The following is a 19,428-nucleotide window of genomic DNA, read 5'->3' as shown; positions in this document are numbered from 1 at the left end:
AGCGGCAAGAATGGCACCGGATTCTAACGGTCGGCTTGGTCGCCGCTAAATCACGGAATCGCCGGCGACGAATTCCTGACGGGTGGTTGCCGAGGTCCGGGCGTCGGGGCCGATGTGTCCCGGGCCGCTTTGTCCCGGGCCGGCCACGTGCGCGCGGCCGGGCGCGGAGAGCCCCGGCGGAAACGGAAAGGGCTTTAGGGCGAATTTAAAGAACGCCAGCATAATGTGTGGACGGCGTTCGCCGAGGAGGGGTGAATGTTTTGAGTGGCATTCTCAGTCGATCTGATTCGCGGCCGTCGGTCCTGCCGGACGGGCTCCGCGTCCTGCGCTCCGGTTCGGCCACCCAGGGCGTGGCGACCACGAACGAGGAGTTCTCCGCGTGGCTGCGCGAACGCGAGACGACCGACTCGATGACCGTCGAGCAGGTCCCGCTCGACGAGATGAAGGGCTGGCGCTTCAGCGAGGGCCGCGCCTCGCTCGTGCACGACAGCGGCAAGTTCTTCAGCGTCGGGGGGCTGGACGTCTCCCGCGCCGGGCGCAGTCCGCGGTCCTGGCAGCAGCCGATCATCCGGCAGAACGAGGTCGGCATCCTCGGCCTGCTGGCCAAGGAGTTCGGCGGCGTCCTGCACTTCCTGATGCAGGCCAAGATCGAGCCGGGCAACCGCCGGCAGGTGCAGCTGTCGCCGACGGTGCAGGCCACGCGCAGCAACTACACGAAGGTGCACGGCGGGGCGTCGACCCCGTACCTCGAACACTTCCTGCGTCCCGGCCGCGGCCGGGTCCTCGCCGACGTGCTCCAGTCCGAGCAGGGCACCTGGTTCCTGGGCAAGCGCAACCGCAACATGGTCGTGGAGACGGACGACGACGTCCCGGTCCGGGACAACTTCCGGTGGCTGACGTTCGGTCAGATCCGCCAGCTCCTCACCGTGCCAAACATGATCAACATGGACTCCCGCACGGTGCTCTCCTGCCTGCCGAGCGACACGTCCGGCTGGCTCTTCGACCCGCTCGCGGGCAACGTCGACTGCGCGGACCCGGAGTTCGCCTTCGATCTCCAGCGGTCGCTGCAGGCCGCGGAGGCGGAGGGCCAACACACCGACGCCGAGATCATCAGCTGGCTCAACGACGTCCGCATCGACACCACGATGGACGTCCGGCCGGTCGGCCTGTCGCAGCTCGAGGACTGGCGTCTGTCGCGTTTCAGCATCGAACACCGGCAGGGCAAGCACTTCCGCGTCATCGGTGTCTCGGTCGCCAGCGGGCAGCGTGAGGTCACGCAGTGGTCGCAGCCCCTCATCGCGCCGTGCGACGTCGGGGTGGTGGCCTTCCTGACCCGCCGGATCAACGGTGTGCTGCACATTCTCATGCGCGCGTCGGTGGAGGCCGGGTTCCTCGACGTCGCCGAGCTCGGCCCCACCCTGCAATGCAATCCGGCGACCTATGCCGACGTGCCGCCGCACGAGCGGCCCCGCTTCTACGACTACGTCCTCGCGGCGCGGGACAACATTCGATACGATGTGCTGCTTTCCGAAGAGGGCGGCCGTTTCTACCATGCCGAATGTCGATACCTGGTGCTCGAATGCGATGCGGAGCCGGCGGTGCTGGAGCCGCATCCCGACTTCCGCTGGATGACCGTGCGGCAGTTGATGGCTCTGCTGCGCCACCACAACTACGTCAATGTCCAGGCGCGCACTCTGCTGGCCTGCCTGCACGCCCTCTGGTGAGGGCCGGGCGGCGGCGGACGGCGCGGTGCGCGGAGGGGGGATGAATGACGACGGCTTCACAGGTGAGCGCCCGGTGGGCCCGGCGGTTCGTGCCGGCGACCGAGCGCGCCCCCGTACGGCTGCTGTGCCTACCGCACGCGGGCGGCTCGGCCAGCTACTTCCACCCGCTGGCCCGCCTGCTCGACGCGCGCGTCGACGTGCTGGCCGTGCAGTACCCGGGGCGTCAGGACCGGCGTCTGGAGCCGTGCATCGACGACATCCGGGCGCTGGCCGACGCGGCGTTCGAGGCCCTGCGGCCGGTGCTCGACCGGCCGGTGGCCCTTTTCGGGCACAGCATGGGCGCCACGCTCGGCTTCGAACTGGCGCGTCGGATCGAGGCCACCGACGACGCGAACCCCGTGCGGTTGTTCGCCTCGGGGCGTCGGGCGCCGATGACGCAGGGCGGTGAGCTGGTGCACCGTTTCGACGACGACCGCCTCCTGAGCGAGCTCGCCAGCCTGAGCGGCACGGACGTCCGGGTCCTCGGCGACGAGGAGATGATGCGCTCCGTGCTGCCGGCGATCCGGGCCGACTACAAGGCGGCGGAGTCCTACCGGCTCACCGAAGAGGTGCGGCTGCGGTGCCCGATCACGGCCCTGGCCGGCGACGCGGACCCGAAGGCCAGCCTGGACGACGTCCGGGCCTGGCAGCGGCACACGACGGCCGAGTTCGACCTGCGGGTCTACCCGGGTGGCCACTTCTTCCTGGCCGAACACAGCCAGGCGATCGTGCGACTCATCACCGAGCAACTGACCGTGTGCACGGCATGACAGCGAAGGAGAGCGACGCGTGCCAACCCGCAGAACACTACTGAAGGGCGCGGCAGCGCTGGCCGCGGCCGGCACGGGCATCGTCGGGGTCGGCCAGGGCGCCTCGGCGGCGGCGAACAACCGCTGGAACAGCCTCCGCAGGAACCTGTCCGGCAAGCTGGTGCTGCCCTCGGACAGCAACTACGACGTCGCCAAGCAGTTGCACTTCTCGGCCTTCGACGCCGTGCACCCGGCGGCGATCGCCTACTGCACGTCCCCGAAGGACGTCCGGACGTGCCTGTCCTACGCCCAGCACCACGGGCTCCCCGCCGTCGCCCGCAGCGGGGGGCACAGCTTCGGTGGCTACTCCACCACGTCCGGGCTGATCATCGACGTGTCCCGGCTCAACGGGATCCAGGTGGAGCAGAACCGGACGGTGGTCGGCCCGGGGGCGCAGCTCGTCGACCTCGTCGACACCGCGTCCGCGCACGGCGTCGCACTGGCCGGCGGCATCTGCCCCACCGTGGCGATGGGCGGCTATCTGCAGGGCGGCGGCGTGGGCTGGCAGACCCGGGCGCTCGGCCTGGGCTGCGACTCGTTGCTGTCGGTGCAGGTCGTGCTGGCCGACGGCCGGGTGGTGACCTGCTCCGAGCAGGTCCGGCCGGATCTCTTCTGGGCGCTGCGGGGCGGTGGCGGCGGCAACTTCGGCATCGTGACCAGCTACGAGCGGAGGAACAGCACGATCCCCCGCATGGTCAACTTCACCCTCGCCTGGGTCTGGGACAGCGCGCAGAGCGTGCTGACCGCGTGGCAACAGTGGCAGCGCGCGGCGCCGCGGGCGCTGAGCTCGCGCTGGTTGCTCGGCCTCCTGGACGCGACGCCGGGAGCGGTGCCGTTCCTGCTCGTCGACGGCACGTTCCTCGGCACCCCCGAGGATCTCGCCCCGCACCTGAACGACTTCGCCTCGGCGGTCGGCACCCCGCCCGCGTACAACAGCGTGCAGGATCTCGGCTACCGCGACGGCATGATGGCGTTCTTCAAGTGCGGGGACAAGACCGTCGACCAGTGCCACCGGGTCGGCACGAACCCGGAGGCCATGCTCGCGCGCAGCGGCTTCATCATCCAGCGCTCGCGGTTCTTCCGCGAGGACATCCCCGGCACGGGAGTGGCGGAGATTCTCGCCGCGTTCGACGCCGACCGCCGAGCCGGGCAGACCCGGATCGCCACCGGCTTCGCCCTCGGTGGCGCGGCCTCCGACATCCCACGCACCGCGACCGCCTACGTCCACCGGGACGCGCAGTTCTCGGTGGACTGGGCGGTCGCGCTCTCCGAGGCGGCCGACACCGGCGAGGGCCGGGCCGCCGCCTCGGCCTGGGCGGACCACGCGTTCACGGTCACCGACCGGTACTCCACCCACGAGACCTACCAGAACTACATCGACCCGGCGCTGACCGACTGGCGACAGGCGTACTACGCCGAGAACTACCCCCGCCTGTCGACGGTGAAGCACACGTACGACCCGCACGGGTTCTTCACCTTCGAGCAGGCCATCAGCTGACCCGCTAGGCGCGCACCAGGGCCTGGAGGGAGTCGACGACGGCGGACGGCGGGGGAGTGGCCGCGATCTCTTCGCGGACCTTCTCCGCCGCCGCCCGGTACGCCTCGTCGGTGAGGACCCGGGTGACGGCCGCGCCGATCTCGTCGTCGGTCGCCCTGGTCACGTCGAGGGCGACGGCGGCGCCGCTCGCGCTGTAGTTCGCGGCGTTGAACGGGTTGTCCGCCGTCTGCGGCATCATCACCTGCGGCACGCCGTAGCAGGCGGCCGTCAGCAGCGAACTGGTGCCGCCCTGGTTGACGATGGCCGAACAGCTCGGCATGAACAGGTGCAGCGGGACGTTCTCGGCGACGCGGGCGTTGTCCGGCAGCGTGCCGAGCTTCACCCGGTCGGCCGCGCTGATCGCCAGGACGATCTCCACGTCCATGCCGGCGAGCGCGTCGACGACCCGGGGCAGGACGAATGCCTCGTCGCCGGCGAGCGCGGCGGTGGAGGTGCCCCAGGTGACGCACACCCGCGGCCGGTCCGGCCGGTCGAGCGCCCAGTCCGAGACGGCAGCCGCGCCGTTGTACGGAACGAACCGCACCGGCAGCCGGCCCGCTATCCCGGGCAGCTGAAGGCTGGTGGGCCAGGGGTCGACGGTCCGCACGGGATAGTCGTTGCGGACCTCCACGCCGTAGTGGTCGTACAACTCGGGCAGCCCGACGGGCCACTGGCCGCGTACGTCCCCCGCGTCGGAGAAGCCCTGCAACGGTTGGCTGATCATCCGCATCACGTCGGGTCCCCAGGTGTGGCGGACCAGCGGGATGTCCAGCTTCGCCGCCACGATCGGCGCGGCGAACACCATCGCGTCGGTCACCACCAGGTCCGGCCGCCATCTCTCGGCGAACCGCAGGAGGTCCGGCGTCATCCGGGCGGCGCCCTCGACGAGCGGCGCCATCGCCGCGTTGCGGAGATCGGCCAGCCCTTCCTGGTCCGGAGCCGCCGGGGCGGAGCCGGCGCGGTCGGCGCTCGCCAGGCCGCTCCTGGTCCAGTCGCTGGCCGGGGCCTCGATCACCCGGTGACCGCCCCGGGACTCGAGCACGCCATCCATGATCTTGTAACCTCGGCCGACCTCGGCCACGGTCAGCCCGGTGGCCGTCACGGCCGGGGCGAGGTCCGGGAGCACGGCCACCCGCACCTCGTGGCCCGCCGCCCGGAACGCCCAGGCGAGCGGCACCAGATGAAACAGCGGAGTGGCCGTCGCGGCGACCGGGGTGAACAGGATACGCAAGGCTTCTCCTCGGGTGTCGCTGGTACGGATTCAGGCGGCGAGCTTCACGAGCGTGTCGACCACCTCGGCCGGCGCCGGCATCCCGGCGATCTCCTCGGACACCTTCCGGGCCGCCGCGCGGATTGCCTCGTCGGTCAGGACGCGGGTGACCGCCGAGGAGATGGTCTCCTCGTCCGCCTTGGCGTAGTCGAGAACGATGGCGGCGCCGCTCTCCCGGAAGCTGAGGGAGTTGACCGGGGTCTCGCCGGTCTCCGGCAGGAGCACCTGCGGGACCCCCACGGTGGCCGCCGTCAGCAGCGAACCCGTGCCACCCTGGTTGACGATCGCCTGGCAGGTCGGCATGAACAGGTTGATCGGCAGGTTCTCGGCGACCCGCACGTTGTCCGGCAACTGCCCGAGCTTGGCCCGGTCGGCGGGGCCGATGGCGAGCACGATGTCGATGTCGAGCGGCGTGAGCGCCCGGATCACGCGGGGCCAGACGTCCTTGGCGCCGCCCAGGATCTCGTTGGTCGTGCCCCAGGTGATGCAGACCCGGGGGCGATCGGGGCGTTCGGTGACCCAGTCCGGGGCGACGCCCTCCCCGTTGTACGCGACGAAGCGCCGCGGCAGGCGGCCGGGGGAACCGAAGTTCTGGAGGCTGCCCGGCCACGGGTCGACGGTGTGCTTGGGGTGGTCGTTGCGGACCTCCACCCCGTAGCGGTCGAAGAGCTCGACCAGCCCGGTGGGCCAGTCGGCGCGCTCCGTGCCGGTGTGGGGCTGGCCCTGGACCGGGTGGCCGTAGAGGATGTCCGGGCCCCAGATGTTGCGCACGACCGGGATGCCCTGCGCCGCGGCGACCAGCGGGCCGGCGAAGATGACCGGGTCGGTGATCACCAGGTCCGGCTGCCACCGCTGCGTGAACCGCATCAGGTCGGGGGCCATCCGGGTGGCCAGCTCGACCGGCGGCACGAACCGCTCGTCGCGCAGCCGGACCCGCTCCTCGAAGGTCAGGTCGGCGACCTGCGCGGCGGTGAACTTGTTGCCGCTGCGCAGGGCGACCATGCCGGCCATGAAGTCGTAGTCGTCACCCACCTCCACCGGGGTCAGGCCGGTGTTGGCGATGATGCTCGTGAGCTGCCGCTGGGCGGCGATGCGCACGTCGTGTCCGGCCGCCCGGAAGGCCCAGGCCAGCGGGACCTGGTGGTAGTAGTGGGACCGAACGGTAAGCGGGGTGAAAAGGACGCGCACGGGCATATCCCCCAGACTCGATGACGACGTCCCCAGTTCATCCGGTCGGCCTAAAGGGCCCCTGAAAAGCGCCTGTGACGTGCGCTCTTGCCGGCCGGGCAACAACTTGCCGAGCCCGCAGCGGCGTGTCACCCTGTCTGCGTGTCGACAACGATTCGGGCCAACAAGGTGGCCGCGGTCCGCCGGGTGCTCAGCGAGGCGGCCCTCGGCCTCGCGGTCGAGCGCGGCTGGGACAACGTCCGGGTGGAGGACATCGCCGCCCGGGCGGGCATGTCCACGCGCTCGTTCAACAACTACTTCCACAGCAAGAACGAGGCCCTCTACGCTGCCGACCTCGACCGGTCCGCGGCGATCCGCGAGCAGCTGCGCTCCCGGCCGGCGGACGAGCCGCTGACCCAGGCCGTCATCAACGCGATGCTCGCGGCCTTCCTCGCCTGGGACAACCTGGACCGCGACCTGGTGACCAAGGTGCGGCTCGCGGTGGCGACCTCGCCGCTGGGCGGCGAATACCTCAAGGCGCACGCCGCGCGGGAGACGGCGCTCGCCGAGGGGATCGCCGAGCGGCTCGGGATGGAGCTAACCGACGACATCTACCCGAGGCTGCTCGCCACAATGGTGGTCAACGCGGTCCGGGTCGCGGTCGAGTTCTGGGTCGACTCGTCGAGGGCCACCTCCCTGTCCGACGCGATCCGCGACACGCTGGAACGGATCGCCCCCGGGCTGCCCGCCCCGCCGACCGGCCGGTGAGGGCCACCCCCGGCGGCCTCCGGCCGGCGGGCACGGCCCGACCGCGGCTCAGCCGGGGCCCGGGGCGCGCAACCGCGCGAGCCGGTAGAGCAGGTCGATGACCAGGTGGACGGGGGCCTTGACCTCGCGGACCCGCAGCAGCGACCGGATCAGCCAGAGCTGGGTCTCCGCGGCGTGCGCCGGAGCGCCGTGCACGTCGTCGTGCCGCAGGATCTCGACGTCGCGGACGTGCCGGGCGAGCAGGTCGACGTCCGCGCCCGGGATGATCTCGTCGCGGTCGCACGCGACGTAGCGGACCGGGATGGTCAGGGCCCGCAACTGGTCGGGGGAGAGGGCCCACGAGGCCAGCTCGCCCAGCGCGCTGCCCGCCTCCTTGCCCATCAGGTGGGCCAGGGTGTCCACCGTGACCCGGGGCAGGCTCGCCTGCCACCGCTGATCGGTGAACAGGGCGTTGACCGGGGCGCCCGCCGTCAGCACGGCCCTGATCCTGCTGTCCTCCAGGGCGCAGCGCAGGGCCAGGTGACCGCTGAAGCTGAGCGCGAGGGCGTACGAGTGCGCGACGTCGGCCCGGTCGCTGACGTGGTCGAGCAGGTGCGACAGCATCCGCCAGCTGTCCCCGTCGTAGGGGAGGGTGTTCTCGCCGACCCCCGGCATCTCGGTGACGATGCCGGCCATGCCGAGGCGTCGGATGGCGCGGAGGGTGGCCGCCCACTGCTCCTTCACGGTCACGATGCCGCCGCTGACCACCAGCACCGGCCGCCGGACGCCGTCGGACATCCCGGTGGCCCACGCCGCGACCCGTCCGGCGGGAAGGTCGACCTCCAGCCGCTCGATGTCCCTGTCGCCGCGCCGCCACTGGTCGAACGTGCGCACCGTGTCGTCGAGCGCCCGCCGCCGGGCCGGCCCGTCGACGAACGGGAACCGGGCCATCGTGTAGTGGCGGCAGGCGTCCAGCAACCGCCCGTCGCGCTCCAGCGCCCGCGCGGACCGCGTCCACTCGACCGCCCAGGACCCGTCCCCCTCGCCGTCGGTGCGAATCCGCGCCAGCACGTCCTCGTGACCGGTGACCCCCTGCCCACGGGTGTGCGCCAGGACGAACTGCTTGAGCTCCGCGACGTCGTTGGTGCCGTCGTCCTCGGCCGGCGGTTCCTCGAACTGCTCCAGCGCCCGCTTGAGGTCCGTGAGCAGGTCCGCGGCCTCCGCGCCGTCGATCACCCGATGGTCGAACGTCAGGTTCAGCCGCATCACCGGCGCGACGGACACCGCGCCGTCGCGGACCACGGGGCGCTCGGCGATCCGGCCCAGGCCAAGCGTGACGGTCGTCCCGCCGGTGGAGTGGAAACCGTCGACGTCCCGGTGGGACAGGGAGGTCACCGCAAAGGTGCCGACCGTCGTCGCCCGGGTACGCAGGGGCCGGGTCCGGCTGCGGTACGCCGCGCTGCCCAGCGCCCAGGGCAGCTTCCGCAGCAGGCGGGCGCCGGCGAACTCGGGCAGCTTCTCCGCGTCGCCCCGGGTGAAGTAGTCGACCCGCTGCTGGATCTCCGCCAGGCCCGCGCTCTGCACGTGGGGCACGGTGGCCGAGAGGACGACCCGTTGGCCGTTCACCGTGTGGTCCATGGTGAACTTCCCGTGCGCCGAGGGGAAACGCACCACCTTCGGGCGGACCCGGCCACGGATCGCGGCGTTGGCCTCCGGGTGGGCCGCCACGGCGCGGCCCGCCGCGTACAGGACGTAGGTGAGCCAGGAGAAGCGCCGTCCCCGCGCCCGGGCCGCGGCGCGATGGTCCCGGATCCGGGTCATGTCGACCTCGGTGTCGAGGTGCACCGGCGCGAAGGACCTGATCTCCCGCAGGAAGTACAGGGTGGGCCGCCGCTCCCTGGCGATGCGTTCGATCGTCACTCGGCCACCACCGCCCGGTAGATCTCGTCGAGGTTGGTCGCCTGCAACACCGCGGGCAGCGCGATCTGCCGGCCGGTCTCCCGTTCCAGGATGGTCAGCAGGGACAGCAGGTGGATCGAGTCCCATCCGGGCACCGAGTCGAGCGGCAGGCCGACCTGTTCGTGCCGCACCGGCAGGCCGAGCTCGGCGCTGACGATGGCCAGGAAGTCGTCGATGGTGGTCATCGGTTCTCCTCGAAGGAAGCGGTGAGCTGCACGTGCGCGGGGGGCGGCCCGATCTCGGCGAGGTCGTGGCGGAAGACGAGGACGTCGCCCTCGTCGGCGACCAGGGTGAAACCGTTGTCCGGGTAGAAGCCGCGCGCGCCGGCGTTCTTGGCGGTGGGCCGAAGGCGGGCCTCGACCGCCCGCGCGCCGGTGGCCCGGGCGTGGAGCAGCACCGAGCGCAGGCAGGCCGTCTCGATGCCCCGGGCGAACACCCGGCAACTGAGCAGGAAGTTGTCGATGTGCAGCAGCTCGCCGTCGACCCGCGTCAGGACCAGGCCCACCATGCCGTTGTCACCGAAGCGGTCGCCGGAGTGGATGCCGAGCACCCGGCTGCCGTGCCGTTCGGCGGCGGCCCGTACCTCCGCGGGCTGCAACCGGTGGCCGGTCAGGTTGAACTGGTGGGTCCGCAGCGTGATCTGCGAGGCCCGCGCCACCTCCCGCTCGGCCACCGGGGCCAGCGACACCCAGGTCCGCAACTGCCGGAGGTAGTCGGCGACGGAGTCGAACGTGGCGAGGAAGCTCTGCCGGTCCAGCTCCTCCCGGTACCGCGCGGGGCGGGCCCGGTCGTCCGTGCTCACCTCGCGGGTGTCGAACCACCCGTCGCGCAGCAGGTCGCCGACGTGCCAGGCGGGTTCCTCGCCGAGCCGGACGACCGCGACGCCCGGCAGCGCGTGGCGCACCAGACCGCACTCGTACGCGCTGTCGTCGACGAACACGAACGAGTCCACGCCGAGGTTCAGCGCCTCGGCCAGCGCCGTCAGGTTCTCGGGCTTGGGACGCCAGTTCGCCGTCACCCGGACGAAGTCGTCCGGGCCCAGCGCCATGCCCCCGTGCCCGCGCAGCACCGCGTCGACGGGCGTCGGGTCGTTCTTGCTCGCCACGGCCAGCAGCACCCCCTGCGACCCGAGCTGCTTGACCACCCGCTGGAAGGCGGCGAACACCTCGCCGCGCGGTGTCCCGCCCAGCTCGATTCCGTCCGGGCCGTCGTCGCCGAGCACCCCGCCCCACAGCGTCCCGTCCAGGTCGCAGACGAGGACCTTCTTCGTCCTCCCCGTCAGGTGCCGGCCGAGGTGGCCGATCTCGCGTGCGTACCGGGCCAGCAGGGCGGGCGACAGCCCGGTCCCGGCGTAGCCGCCCAGCCGCGCGTCCTCCGCGGGGATCCCCTCGGCCAGCAACGGGTCGAGATCGAGCGGGACGACCGACGGGAACTCGTCGCCGAACGCCAGCAGCCGCGCGTTGGCCTCACGCCAGGCGGCGCCCAGCCGGGCGCGCGACCGGTAGTCCACCAACTGCGCGGTGAACCGCCTGGGCAGCGGGAGCGTGTTGAGCACCAGGGTGCCCGCGCCCCGCCGGTCGAAGGTGGCCGCGAGGCCGCGCAGCATCGCGACCTTGGCGTCCAGGGCCTGCTCGACGTCCGCGACGGTCCACGGCAGGGGCACCTCGTCGAACACCACCTCGGGGTCGAGCACGCACAGCACGAGACCGGGACCGGCGGCGTACAGCGCGCTGCCCGGGTCGCCGAGGTCGAAGACGTAGCTGTCGAAGTCGGACAGGCGCGGCCGAAGCAGCACGCCGTGCCGGGCGAGCTCCGCGGTGAGCGGGGGGACCAGCGTGCCCAGCGTCCGGTGCCCGGTGACGGCCACCGTGAGCGTGGGAGTGGACGGGTGCCGGCGCAGGATCTCGTCGGGGTCGGCCCGGGTCAGCACGTGCCCCGCCCGGGACAGCTCCGCGGCCGGCAGGTCCGCGAGCAGCGCCTGCACCAGGGGATACTCGGCCTCCAGCCGGCCGGCGTCGTGCAGGTCGCGCAGCGTACGCGCGGGCGCGGCGGCGTCCGGGGGGAAGGTGCCGGCCGCCGTCACGGTCCCACCTTCTCCAGGGCGAACCCCGCCTTGATCCACTTGCTCGACTCGATGGCGACGCCGACCGCGCGATCGCCGGTGATCATGCCGGGCAGCAGCCGTTCGAGCTGGAAGAACGGCAGCGCGTTGCCGGTGTTGCCGGTCTCGCCGACGCAACTGACCTCCTGCGCCTGCGGCACGTCGAGCCGGGCCTGGATCTCGGCGGTCATCCGGCCCGAAAGCTGCGGCGGCAGCAGGTAGTCGAGCCCGTCGCGGTCCCAACCGAGCACGTCCAGGACCTCGTCCAGGGTCTCGACGGCCATGGGCGGCACGGCCTCCTGCACCGCCCGGTAGTCCTCGACGGCCGCCGGGCGGCGCACGTGCCGTTCGGCGGCGCCGAACCAGTTCAGCGTCTGCCCCGGCGGCCGGTTGTGACCGACACAGTGCACCTGCGTCCAGCGCAGGGCGACCGGGTCCGGTGGCGGCTCGACGCCGAGGACCGCCGCCCCGGCGCCGTCGCCGAACAGCACCCCGTTGACCTGCTCCTCCGGCGGCAGCGCGCTGACGTCGGCGGTGAGGTCGAAGTGCTTGGCGCAGGAGTCGGCGCCGAGCACCAGCGCGGTGCGGGCCGCCCCCGAGCGGAGCATGTGCCGGGCGACGTCGAGGGCCTGCACCGCCCCGGTGCACCCCGACTGCAACTGGTACGTCGGCACGCCGTTGACGCCGAGCTGGTCGGCCACGACGTTGACCGTGGCGGGCATCAGCATGTCCGGGGAGGAGGTGCCCATGACCACCAGGTCGACGTCCGCCGCGGCCAGCCCCGCGGACCTGAGCGCCCGTTCGGCCGCCGTGGTCGCGAGGTCGGCGAGGGAGAACCGCGTCTCCCCGGTGTCCAGGTCCACCGAGTAGTGGCGCAGCGGCGTGCCGATGAACGCCTCCACCCACTGCTCCCAGATCGAGGTCATCTTGAACCGCTTGGCCAGGGTGGGGATGTCCACGGGCGGGCCGGGCAACATCGACCCGGCGGAGTACACGTACACGTCCATGCTCGTCCTCTTCGTCGCCTGCCACGGCCATGGTTTTCCGCGGCGCTTAATCGGTGCTAAGAGCCCTAGGCGGGGGTGCCGGCGAACGCCGTGAGGGCGGCGCGCAGGCCGGCGGTGTCTCCCCCGGCCGGCAGGGCCCAGGCGACCCGGCCGTCGGGCCGCAGCAGCACCGCCGCGGCGTCCACGTGGGGCAGCGGCGCGGACCGCAGCAGGGTCACCCGGTCGGCCGAACCGTTCACCGCCTCGCCGAGGGTGTCGTCGCCGGTCAGGTCGAGCAGGACCGCGTGACCGGCCGCCCACGCCTCGGCGAGCCCGGGAACGGCCCGCGCGGCTGCCGCGATCCCCGGCAACCGACGCCCGGCCAGCGGGTGCGCGTCGCCGGCCGGCTCCACCGGGTAGCGCGTGTCGGTGCCGCCGACCATCATCCCCAGGTACTCGTTGACGTCCGGGAACCGCACCAGCTCGGCGACGACGTCGCGCAGCTCCGTCAGGGGGTGCAGCAGCGCCACCTGGGCGCGCGTCGTCTGGCAGGCGCGCGCCCCGGCCGGGTGCCGTTCCGTGTGGTACGAGTCGAGCAGCCCCTCCGGTGCCCGGCCGTCGAGGTCCGCCGCGAGTTTCCAGCCGAGGTTCACCGCGTCGTCCAGTCCCGTGCTGAGCGCCTGCCCGCCGAGGGGGAAATGGGTGTGCGCCGCGTCCCCGGCGACGAAGATCCGTCCCGCCCGGTACCGCTCGGCCAGCCGGGTCACGTGGAACCAGCGCGCCGACCACGCCAGGGCGCCGCCGGTGAAGGCGACGCCGGCGATCCGGCGGACGCTGTCCTGGATCTCCGCCATGTCGGGCGCGCCGTCCCGGCGGGGCGGCTCGACCCCGAACTCGCCGGTCAGGAGGCGAACCCGTCCCGGGCCCATGGGGGTGACCGCCACCAGCCCGGCGGGATACTCCCGCGCGCCGACCAACTCGCCGAGCGGGCTGTCGGGGCCGACGGCCAGATCGGCGACCGTGCCGTGGAAGGGCTGCTCGTCGCCGGGGAACCCGATGCCCGCGGCCTGTCGTACCAGGCTGCCCACGCCGTCGCAGCCGACCAGGTACCGGCTCCGCACGGTCTGCTCGCCCGACGGGGTCTCGATCCTGGCCCGCACCGACTGCTCGTCCTGCGTCACCTCGACGACCCGCTGCCCCAACCGCAGGTCCGCGCCGAGTGACCGGGCCCGCGCGGCGAGGTGGTGCACCACCCGGGAGTGCGGGATCGCGAAGTTGAACGGATACCGGTCGGCGAGCGCGGTCGGGTCCAGCCAGATGTGCGCGAAGTGCGCCATCGGGAACTCGAACCCCTCGGCGCGGCAGGCGTCCATCAGCCCGCGCATCTCCAGCAGCTCGACGGCCCCGGCGTTGAGCGCCACGCCGGGCGCCTGCGCGCCCGGCTCCGAGCCGCTCTCCAGCACCACGACCGGCGTGCCGGCCAGCCGCAGCTCGCACGCGAGCATGAGGCCGACCGGTCCGGCGCCGACGATGACGACGTCGTGAGACATGAATATCCTCCGGATCTCGTTCAGCCGGCCGGGCACACGGCCGCGGCCAGGCTGGCGGGTGTCGGGTGGTCGAAGATCTGCCGGGGGGAGACGTCCAGGCCCACCGCGCGCAGTTGGGCGCTCAGCTCCAGGGCGGCGAGCGACGACAGCCCCAGGGCGAGCAGGTCGGCGTCCGGTTCGAGGCCGTCGGCCGAGTCCCTGCCCAGGACGTCGGCCGCCCTCGCCCGTACCAGCTCCAGGACGACCGCGGCGCGCTCCGCCGGCTCGCTGGCGGCGAGCCGGTCGAGCAGGGTGGTGTCCACGGCCGGCGGCGTCGCCTCCGACGCCTGCCGGAAGCCGGGCAGGTCCCGGAAGAGCCGGTCGGCGCGCGGCCACGAGCCGGCGTGCGGGTCGAGGTCGACCACGGTCACGTCCCCGACGCCGGGCTGGGCCACGTACCCGAGCGCCTCCACGGCCACGGCCGCGACCACCGGCCGCAGGCCGCGCGGCGCGCCGGTCCCGCCGTCGCCGACCGGCAGGGCCTCGGCGAGCGGTCCGAAGGCCACCGACAGCGCGCGGGCGCCCCGCTCCCGCCGCCGCCCGGCGAGCGCGGCGAGGTAGGCGTGCGCGGCGGCGAGACCGCCGGTGCCCGGCGCGCCCACCGCGCCCGGCCCGGCGGCGCACACCACGAACGCCGACAGCTCCAGCCGGGAGGTGACGTCGTCGACGACCGCCGCGCCCCGCGCCACGACGGCGAACCGCTCGGCCGGCGGGTCAGCCGCGTCACCGTCCCCGCCGCCGGGGGCGACGTGCACGACGGCGGTGGGGGGCCGCTCGGCGACGAGCAGTTCGAGCGCGGCCCGGTCCTCCGGACCGCAGTCGCTGACGGTGACGTCGACGCCGTACTCGGCCAGTTCCTTGCGCAACACCGTGACGTCGGCCGAGGCGTCCGCCGGACCGGTCAGCACGAGCTGCGTGGCCCCGTGCTCGGCGAGCCAGCGGGCGACGTGGCCGCCCAGCGCCGTCGTGCCGCCGGTGACCAGGACCGTGCCCTCCGGCCGCCAGACCTCCCGGTCGACGGCCGGCGGGGCCAGCCGTACCAGTCGCGGGGTGAGGACCCCGTCCCCGCGTACGGCCAGGCGGGCGTCGACCGGCCGGCCGCGCAGGAGCGCGGCGAGGGCCCGCCGTGCCGGCGCGCCGAGGGCCGGGGGAAGGTCGACCAGCCTGATCCCGCGGTGCGGGTGGCCGGCGACGAGCGCCTGCCCGAGCCCCCACATCGCCGCCTGCCCCGCGACGGCCGGGGGGTCGGACCGGCCGGTCGTGACGGCGCCGCGGGTCAACACCCACAGCGGCACGTCGAGCCCGGCCTGGTCCAGCGCGTGCGGCAGGGCGGCGGTCAGCCCCAGACCGGCCGGCACGCCGACGTCGGTGGCGTCGCGGGGCAGGCCGAGCAGGGACACGACGCCGTCGCCCACCTCACCCCGCCGGCCGCGCAGCAGCATGGCGAGCTCACCGGCGTCCCGCGCGGACGCGGGCACGAGCAGGGGCTTCGTGGCCGTGCCGAGGGCGTCGAGCGCCGCGGCGACCGTGGCGTCGCCGGCCAGGTCCGCCGGCACCAGGGCCAGGAGCGCCCGCGGCCCCGGCTCGGCGACCGCGCCGGGGACGGGCTGCCAGGACGTCCGGTGGTGCCACCCGGTCCAGCGCCGCCGCAGCGCGAGCGTCGGCAGGAGGGCGGCCAGCGAGGACCGCTGCTCCCGCGAGAGCCGCAGCGCCTGGCCCAGCGACTCGACGTCCTGGCCGTCCACGGCGGCCCAGAAGAGCGATTCGAGAGACGTACGGCTGCGCTCCTCACCGCCGGCCGTCCCTGCCGGCTTGGGGTCGAGCCAGTAGTGGCGACGCCGGAACGGGTAGTTCGGCAGCCCGACGCGCTCGGCGTCGGAGCCGGCGAAGTGCGCCGCCCACTCCACGCGGTGCCCCGACGCGTGCACCCGGGCCAGCGCCAGCAGCGCCGTCTGGGGCTCCGGGCGGCGGGCGCTCAGCAACGGAGCGAACGTGGGCGGCCGGCCGCCGGCGTCGTGGTCGCGCAGGCACTCGCGGGCCAGCGAGGTGAGCACCGCGTCCGGGCCCACCTCCAGGTACGTGGCGACCCCGCTCGCCCGCGCGGCACGGACCCCGTCGGCGAACCGGACCGTCCCCCGGGCGTGCTCACGCCAGTAGCCGGGCGACCGCAGTTCGGCGGGATCGGCGAACCGGCCGGTCACGTTGGAGACCAGGGGGATCACCGGATCGGCGAAGGTCAGCCGCGCCGCCGTGCGCGCGAAGTCGGCCAGCACGTCGTCCATGTGCGGGCTGTGGAAGGCATGGCTGACGGTGAGCCGGCGCACCCGCCGTCCCTCGGCCTTCCACCGCGCCGCGACCTCGCCGACGGCGTCCTGGTCGCCGGAGATCACCGTGGCCCGGGGACCGTTCACGGCGGCGATCGAGACCTGGCGCTCGCGCCCGGACAGGGAGGCGAGCACCTCCTCCTCCCCGGCGTCGAGCGAGACCATCGCCCCGTCCGTTCGGGCCTGCTGCATCGCGTGCGCCCGCACGGCGACCAGCTCGGCGGCGCTCGGCAGGTCGAGCATGCCGGCCACGTGGGCCGCGACGAGCTCGCCGATCGAATGGCCGACCAGCACGTCGGGGCGCAGCCCCCAGTGGCCGAGCAGCCGGAACAACGCCGTCTCCACGGCGAAGATCGCCGGTTGCGCGTACCCCGTCTCGTGCAGCAGCCGGCTCTCCGGGTCGTCCTTGGCCGCCCACAGCAGCGGACGCAGCGGGCGGTCGAGGTGCCGGTCCAGCTCCGCGCACACCTCGTCGAGGGCGGCGGCGAAGACCGGATGGGCCTCGGCGAGCGCCCGCCCCATCCCGGGACGCTGGCTGCCCTGGCCGGTGAAGAGGTACGCCAGCCCGCCCGGCTCCGGCGCGGCCCGGTCCAGGACCACGTTGCCGGGCAGCAGACCGCCGCGGGCCACCGCGTCCAGGCCCCGGGTCAGCTCGGCCCGGTCCGTGCCGACGACCACCGCGCGATGGGCCAGCGTGGCGCGGGTCGTGGCGAGGGAGTACGCCACGTCCAGGGGCCGTGGCGGCGGATCGGCGGCCAGCCGGGTGATCAGGTCGCGGGCCACGTCGCGGAGCGCCGGCTCGTCGTGCGCCGAGATCAGCAGCGGCAGCGGACCCTCCGGCGCGGGCCCGGCGGAGGGCTCCACCGGGTCGGCGGCCGGTGCCGTCGGCGGCTCCTCCAGGATGACGTGCGCGTTGGTGCCGCTGACCCCGAACGAGGAGACGGCGGCCCGGCGCGTGCCCTCCGGCCACGGCCGGGACTCGGTGAGCAGCTGCACCCGGCCGGCGGTCCAGTCGACGTGCCGGCTCGGTTCGCCCGCGTGGAGCGTGCGCGGCAGCACCCCGTGCCGGATCGCCTGCACCATCTTGATCACCCCGGCGACGCCGGCGGCCCCCTGCGTGTGACCGATGTTCGACTTGACCGAACCCAGCCACAGCGGCCGGTCCGCGGGCCGCCCCTGGCCGTACGTGGCGAGCAGCGCCTGCGCCTCGATCGGGTCACCCAGGACGGTGCCCGTGCCGTGCCCCTCCACCACGTCCACCTCCGCCGCCGTGAGGCGGGCGTCGGCCAGCGCCTGGCGGACCACCCGCTGCTGGGCGGGGCCGTTCGGGGCGGTCAGCCCGTTGCTCGCGCCGTCCTGGTTCACCGCGGATCCGCGCAGCACCGCCAGCACCGGGTGCCCGTTGCGCCGCGCGTCCGAGAGGCGTTCCAGCAGCACCAGCCCGACCCCCTCGCCCCAGCCGGTGCCGTCCGCGTCGGCGGAGAACGACCTGCACCGCCCGTCCGGGGACAGGCCGCGCTGCCGGCTGAAGTCGACGAACACCCCGGGAGTCGCCATCACGGTCACCCCACCGGCCAGCGCCAGCTCGCAGTCGCCGGCGCGCAGCGCCCGCGCCGCCAGGTGCAGCGCCACCAGCGACGACGAGCAGGCGGTGTCGACGGTCACGGCCGGACCCTCAAGCCCCAGGGTGTACGCGATCCGGCCGGTCGCGACGCTGCCGGCGCTGCCGGTGCCCAGATACCCCTCGAACCCGTCCGGCGTGTGCTCCATCAGCCGGGCGGCGTAGTCGTCGTACAGCACACCGGCGAACACGCCCGTGCGGCTGCCGCGCAGCGAGGCGGGGTCGATGCCGGCGTTCTCGAAGACCTCCCAGCTCGTCTCCAGCAGCAGCCGCTGCTGGGGATCGATGGCCAGCGCCTCGCGCGGGCTGATGCCGAAGAACTCGGGGTCGAACTCGGCCGCGTCGTACAGGAAGGCGCCCTCGCGGGTGTAGCAGGTGCCGACCCGTTCCGGGTCCGGGTCGTAGAGGGCGTCGAGATCCCAGCCCCGGTCGGTGGGGAACGTCGAGACCGCGTCCACCCCGTCGGAGACCAGCCGCCACAACTGCTCGGGCGAGCGGACGTTGCCCGGGAGCCGGCAGCTCATCGCCACGATGGCGATCGGCTCCCGGTGCGCCGCCTCGGCGCGGGCCAGCCGCCGGCGGGTCTCCTGAAGCTCGGTCGTCGTCCACTTGAGATAGTCGACGAGCTTCTGCTCCTTGTCCATGGCACTCTCTCCTCCGGGACTGCTGCCGGTGGTGGTATCGGACCTCCCGGGGCGCGGCCGGGTCATCGCTCGTCGAGCCCGGAGACGCCGAGTTCCTCGTCGAGGACCTCGAACAACTCGTCGTCGGTCACCGCCGCGAGATCGTCGTCGACGGCCGTGCGCGGGGCACCGCCCGACTCGGCGAGCCGCGCCAGCAGCGCCTGCAACCGGGCGCTGAGCCGCTCCCGGCCCGCGCCGTCCCACGATTGGGCGGCGACGGCCGCCTCCAGCCGCTCGAGCTCCGCCTGGACCGGCGTCTGCGCCCCGGCATCGCCCTGGCCGAACTGCTCGCCGAGGAAGCCGGCGATCGCGGCGGCGCTGGGATGGTCGAACACCAGCGTCGTCGGAAGCTGGAGCCCCGTCGTCTTCGACAGGTGGTTGCGCAGCGTGACGGCGGTGAGCGAGTCGAAGCCGAGCTCCTTGAGGGTCTGCCCGGGCGCGACGTCGGCGGGGGACGTGTGCCCGAGAGTGCCGGCGATGTGGGTGCGGACCAGGTCCAGCAGCAGTTGCTCGCGCTTGTCCGGGCTCAGGCCGCGCAGGCGTTCGGCCAGCGGCGCCGACGGGGACCTGCTGTTGCGGACCTGGGCCGGAACGAGCTTCTCGAACAGCGGCGGCAGCGTGCCCTCCCGGGCGTGCCGGTGCAACACGGTCCGGTCGACGTGCGTCAGCACCAGGTGCGGGCGGTCGGGGGTGCGCAGCGCGGCGTCGAACAACGCCAGCGCCTCGTCCGTGGCGAGGGGGACCAGCCCCGTGGCCTTGAGCCGGTCCACCTCCGCGTCCGTGAGTTTGTTGGTCATTTTGCTGGTGTCGGCCCAGAGGCCCCAGGCGAGGCTGGTGGCGGGTTGGCCTTGGGTGTGGCGGTGGTGGGCGAG

General features: G+C 73.6%; 13 protein-coding genes. 4 read left to right on the top strand and 9 right to left on the bottom strand.

Annotation, left to right across the window (positions count from 1 at the left end; genetic code table 11):
* Window positions 1–269: 269 nt before the first annotated feature.
* From ACFYWL_RS23935 to ACFYWL_RS23925, 3 genes are read left to right on the top strand one after another with little or no spacing between them, the layout of a single operon-like run.
* The gene (locus tag ACFYWL_RS23935) at window positions 270–1,724 is read left to right on the top strand and encodes an NDP-hexose 2,3-dehydratase family protein (RefSeq protein WP_386976813.1); all 1,455 of its coding nucleotides are present in this window, start codon (window positions 270–272) and stop codon (window positions 1,722–1,724) included.
* A gap of 44 nt (window positions 1,725–1,768) precedes the next feature.
* On the top strand, window positions 1,769–2,533 hold the full coding sequence (locus ACFYWL_RS23930; RefSeq protein WP_386976492.1) for a thioesterase II family protein: 765 nt from the start codon (window positions 1,769–1,771) through the stop codon (window positions 2,531–2,533).
* A 19-nt stretch (window positions 2,534–2,552) separates the two neighbouring features.
* Window positions 2,553–4,070: an FAD-binding oxidoreductase gene (locus ACFYWL_RS23925; protein WP_386976489.1), complete on the top strand. Its 1,518-nt coding sequence runs from the start codon at window positions 2,553–2,555 to the stop codon at window positions 4,068–4,070.
* Between the two features lie 4 nt (window positions 4,071–4,074).
* Here ACFYWL_RS23925 and ACFYWL_RS23920 read toward each other — a convergent pair whose 3' ends face one another.
* Complete coding sequence (locus tag ACFYWL_RS23920; protein ID WP_386976486.1) at window positions 4,075–5,340, bottom strand: nucleotide disphospho-sugar-binding domain-containing protein; 1,266 nt, start codon at window positions 5,338–5,340, stop codon at window positions 4,075–4,077.
* A gap of 30 nt (window positions 5,341–5,370) precedes the next feature.
* On the bottom strand, window positions 5,371–6,567 hold the full coding sequence (locus ACFYWL_RS23915) for a nucleotide disphospho-sugar-binding domain-containing protein (RefSeq protein WP_386976483.1): 1,197 nt from the start codon (window positions 6,565–6,567) through the stop codon (window positions 5,371–5,373).
* A gap of 141 nt (window positions 6,568–6,708) precedes the next feature.
* Between ACFYWL_RS23915 and ACFYWL_RS23910 the strand changes: the two genes are divergently transcribed.
* The gene (locus tag ACFYWL_RS23910; RefSeq protein ID WP_386976480.1) at window positions 6,709–7,314 is read left to right on the top strand and encodes a TetR/AcrR family transcriptional regulator; all 606 of its coding nucleotides are present in this window, start codon (window positions 6,709–6,711) and stop codon (window positions 7,312–7,314) included.
* A gap of 48 nt (window positions 7,315–7,362) precedes the next feature.
* Here the strand turns inward: ACFYWL_RS23910 and ACFYWL_RS23905 are convergent, their stop codons facing one another.
* The 7 genes from ACFYWL_RS23905 to ACFYWL_RS23875 form a co-directional block, all read right to left on the bottom strand.
* On the bottom strand, window positions 7,363–9,213 hold the full coding sequence (locus ACFYWL_RS23905) for a 2-oxo acid dehydrogenase subunit E2 (protein ID WP_386976477.1): 1,851 nt from the start codon (window positions 9,211–9,213) through the stop codon (window positions 7,363–7,365).
* The gene (locus tag ACFYWL_RS23900; RefSeq protein WP_386976474.1) at window positions 9,210–9,437 is read right to left on the bottom strand and encodes an acyl carrier protein; all 228 of its coding nucleotides are present in this window, start codon (window positions 9,435–9,437) and stop codon (window positions 9,210–9,212) included. The genes ACFYWL_RS23905 and ACFYWL_RS23900 overlap by 4 nt, the downstream gene beginning before the upstream one ends.
* The gene (locus tag ACFYWL_RS23895; RefSeq protein ID WP_386976471.1) at window positions 9,434–11,335 is read right to left on the bottom strand and encodes an HAD-IIIC family phosphatase; all 1,902 of its coding nucleotides are present in this window, start codon (window positions 11,333–11,335) and stop codon (window positions 9,434–9,436) included. Before ACFYWL_RS23895 ends, ACFYWL_RS23900 begins: the two co-directional genes overlap by 4 nt.
* The gene (locus ACFYWL_RS23890; RefSeq protein WP_386976468.1) at window positions 11,332–12,360 is read right to left on the bottom strand and encodes a 3-oxoacyl-ACP synthase III family protein; all 1,029 of its coding nucleotides are present in this window, start codon (window positions 12,358–12,360) and stop codon (window positions 11,332–11,334) included. Before ACFYWL_RS23890 ends, ACFYWL_RS23895 begins: the two co-directional genes overlap by 4 nt.
* 65 nt (window positions 12,361–12,425) lie before the next feature.
* Window positions 12,426–13,889 (bottom strand): FAD-dependent oxidoreductase, encoded by a 1,464-nt coding sequence (locus ACFYWL_RS23885; protein ID WP_386976465.1) that lies wholly within the window; start codon window positions 13,887–13,889, stop codon window positions 12,426–12,428.
* A gap of 20 nt (window positions 13,890–13,909) precedes the next feature.
* Window positions 13,910–18,517 carry a type I polyketide synthase gene (locus ACFYWL_RS23880; RefSeq protein WP_386976462.1) on the bottom strand — a complete coding sequence of 1,536 codons (4,608 nt, stop codon included), beginning with the start codon at window positions 18,515–18,517 and terminating at the stop codon, window positions 13,910–13,912.
* Window positions 18,518–18,579: 62 nt separating this feature from the next.
* On the bottom strand, window positions 18,580–19,428 hold an 849-nt coding region (locus ACFYWL_RS23875), incomplete at its 5' end, for a beta-ketoacyl reductase (RefSeq protein ID WP_386976459.1).

The organism is Micromonospora sp. NPDC002575 (assembly GCF_042889525.1).
In the GTDB taxonomy this organism is placed as follows: domain Bacteria; phylum Actinomycetota; class Actinomycetes; order Mycobacteriales; family Micromonosporaceae; genus Micromonospora; species Micromonospora carbonacea.
The sequence above is the reverse complement of the archived record's forward strand: the minus strand, read 5'-3'. Positions and strand labels throughout refer to the sequence as shown.

Coding starts and splice junctions, on each gene's coding strand:
- ACFYWL_RS23900 (WP_386976474.1), bottom strand. CDS start 9,437: ATGACCACCATCGACGACTTCCTGGCCATCGTCAGCGCCGAGCTCGGC.
- ACFYWL_RS23930 (WP_386976492.1), top strand. CDS start 1,769: ATGACGACGGCTTCACAGGTGAGCGCCCGGTGGGCCCGGCGGTTCGTG.
- ACFYWL_RS23890 (WP_386976468.1), bottom strand. CDS start 12,360: ATGGACGTGTACGTGTACTCCGCCGGGTCGATGTTGCCCGGCCCGCCC.
- ACFYWL_RS23880 (WP_386976462.1), bottom strand. CDS start 18,517: ATGGACAAGGAGCAGAAGCTCGTCGACTATCTCAAGTGGACGACGACC.
- ACFYWL_RS23885 (WP_386976465.1), bottom strand. CDS start 13,889: ATGTCTCACGACGTCGTCATCGTCGGCGCCGGACCGGTCGGCCTCATG.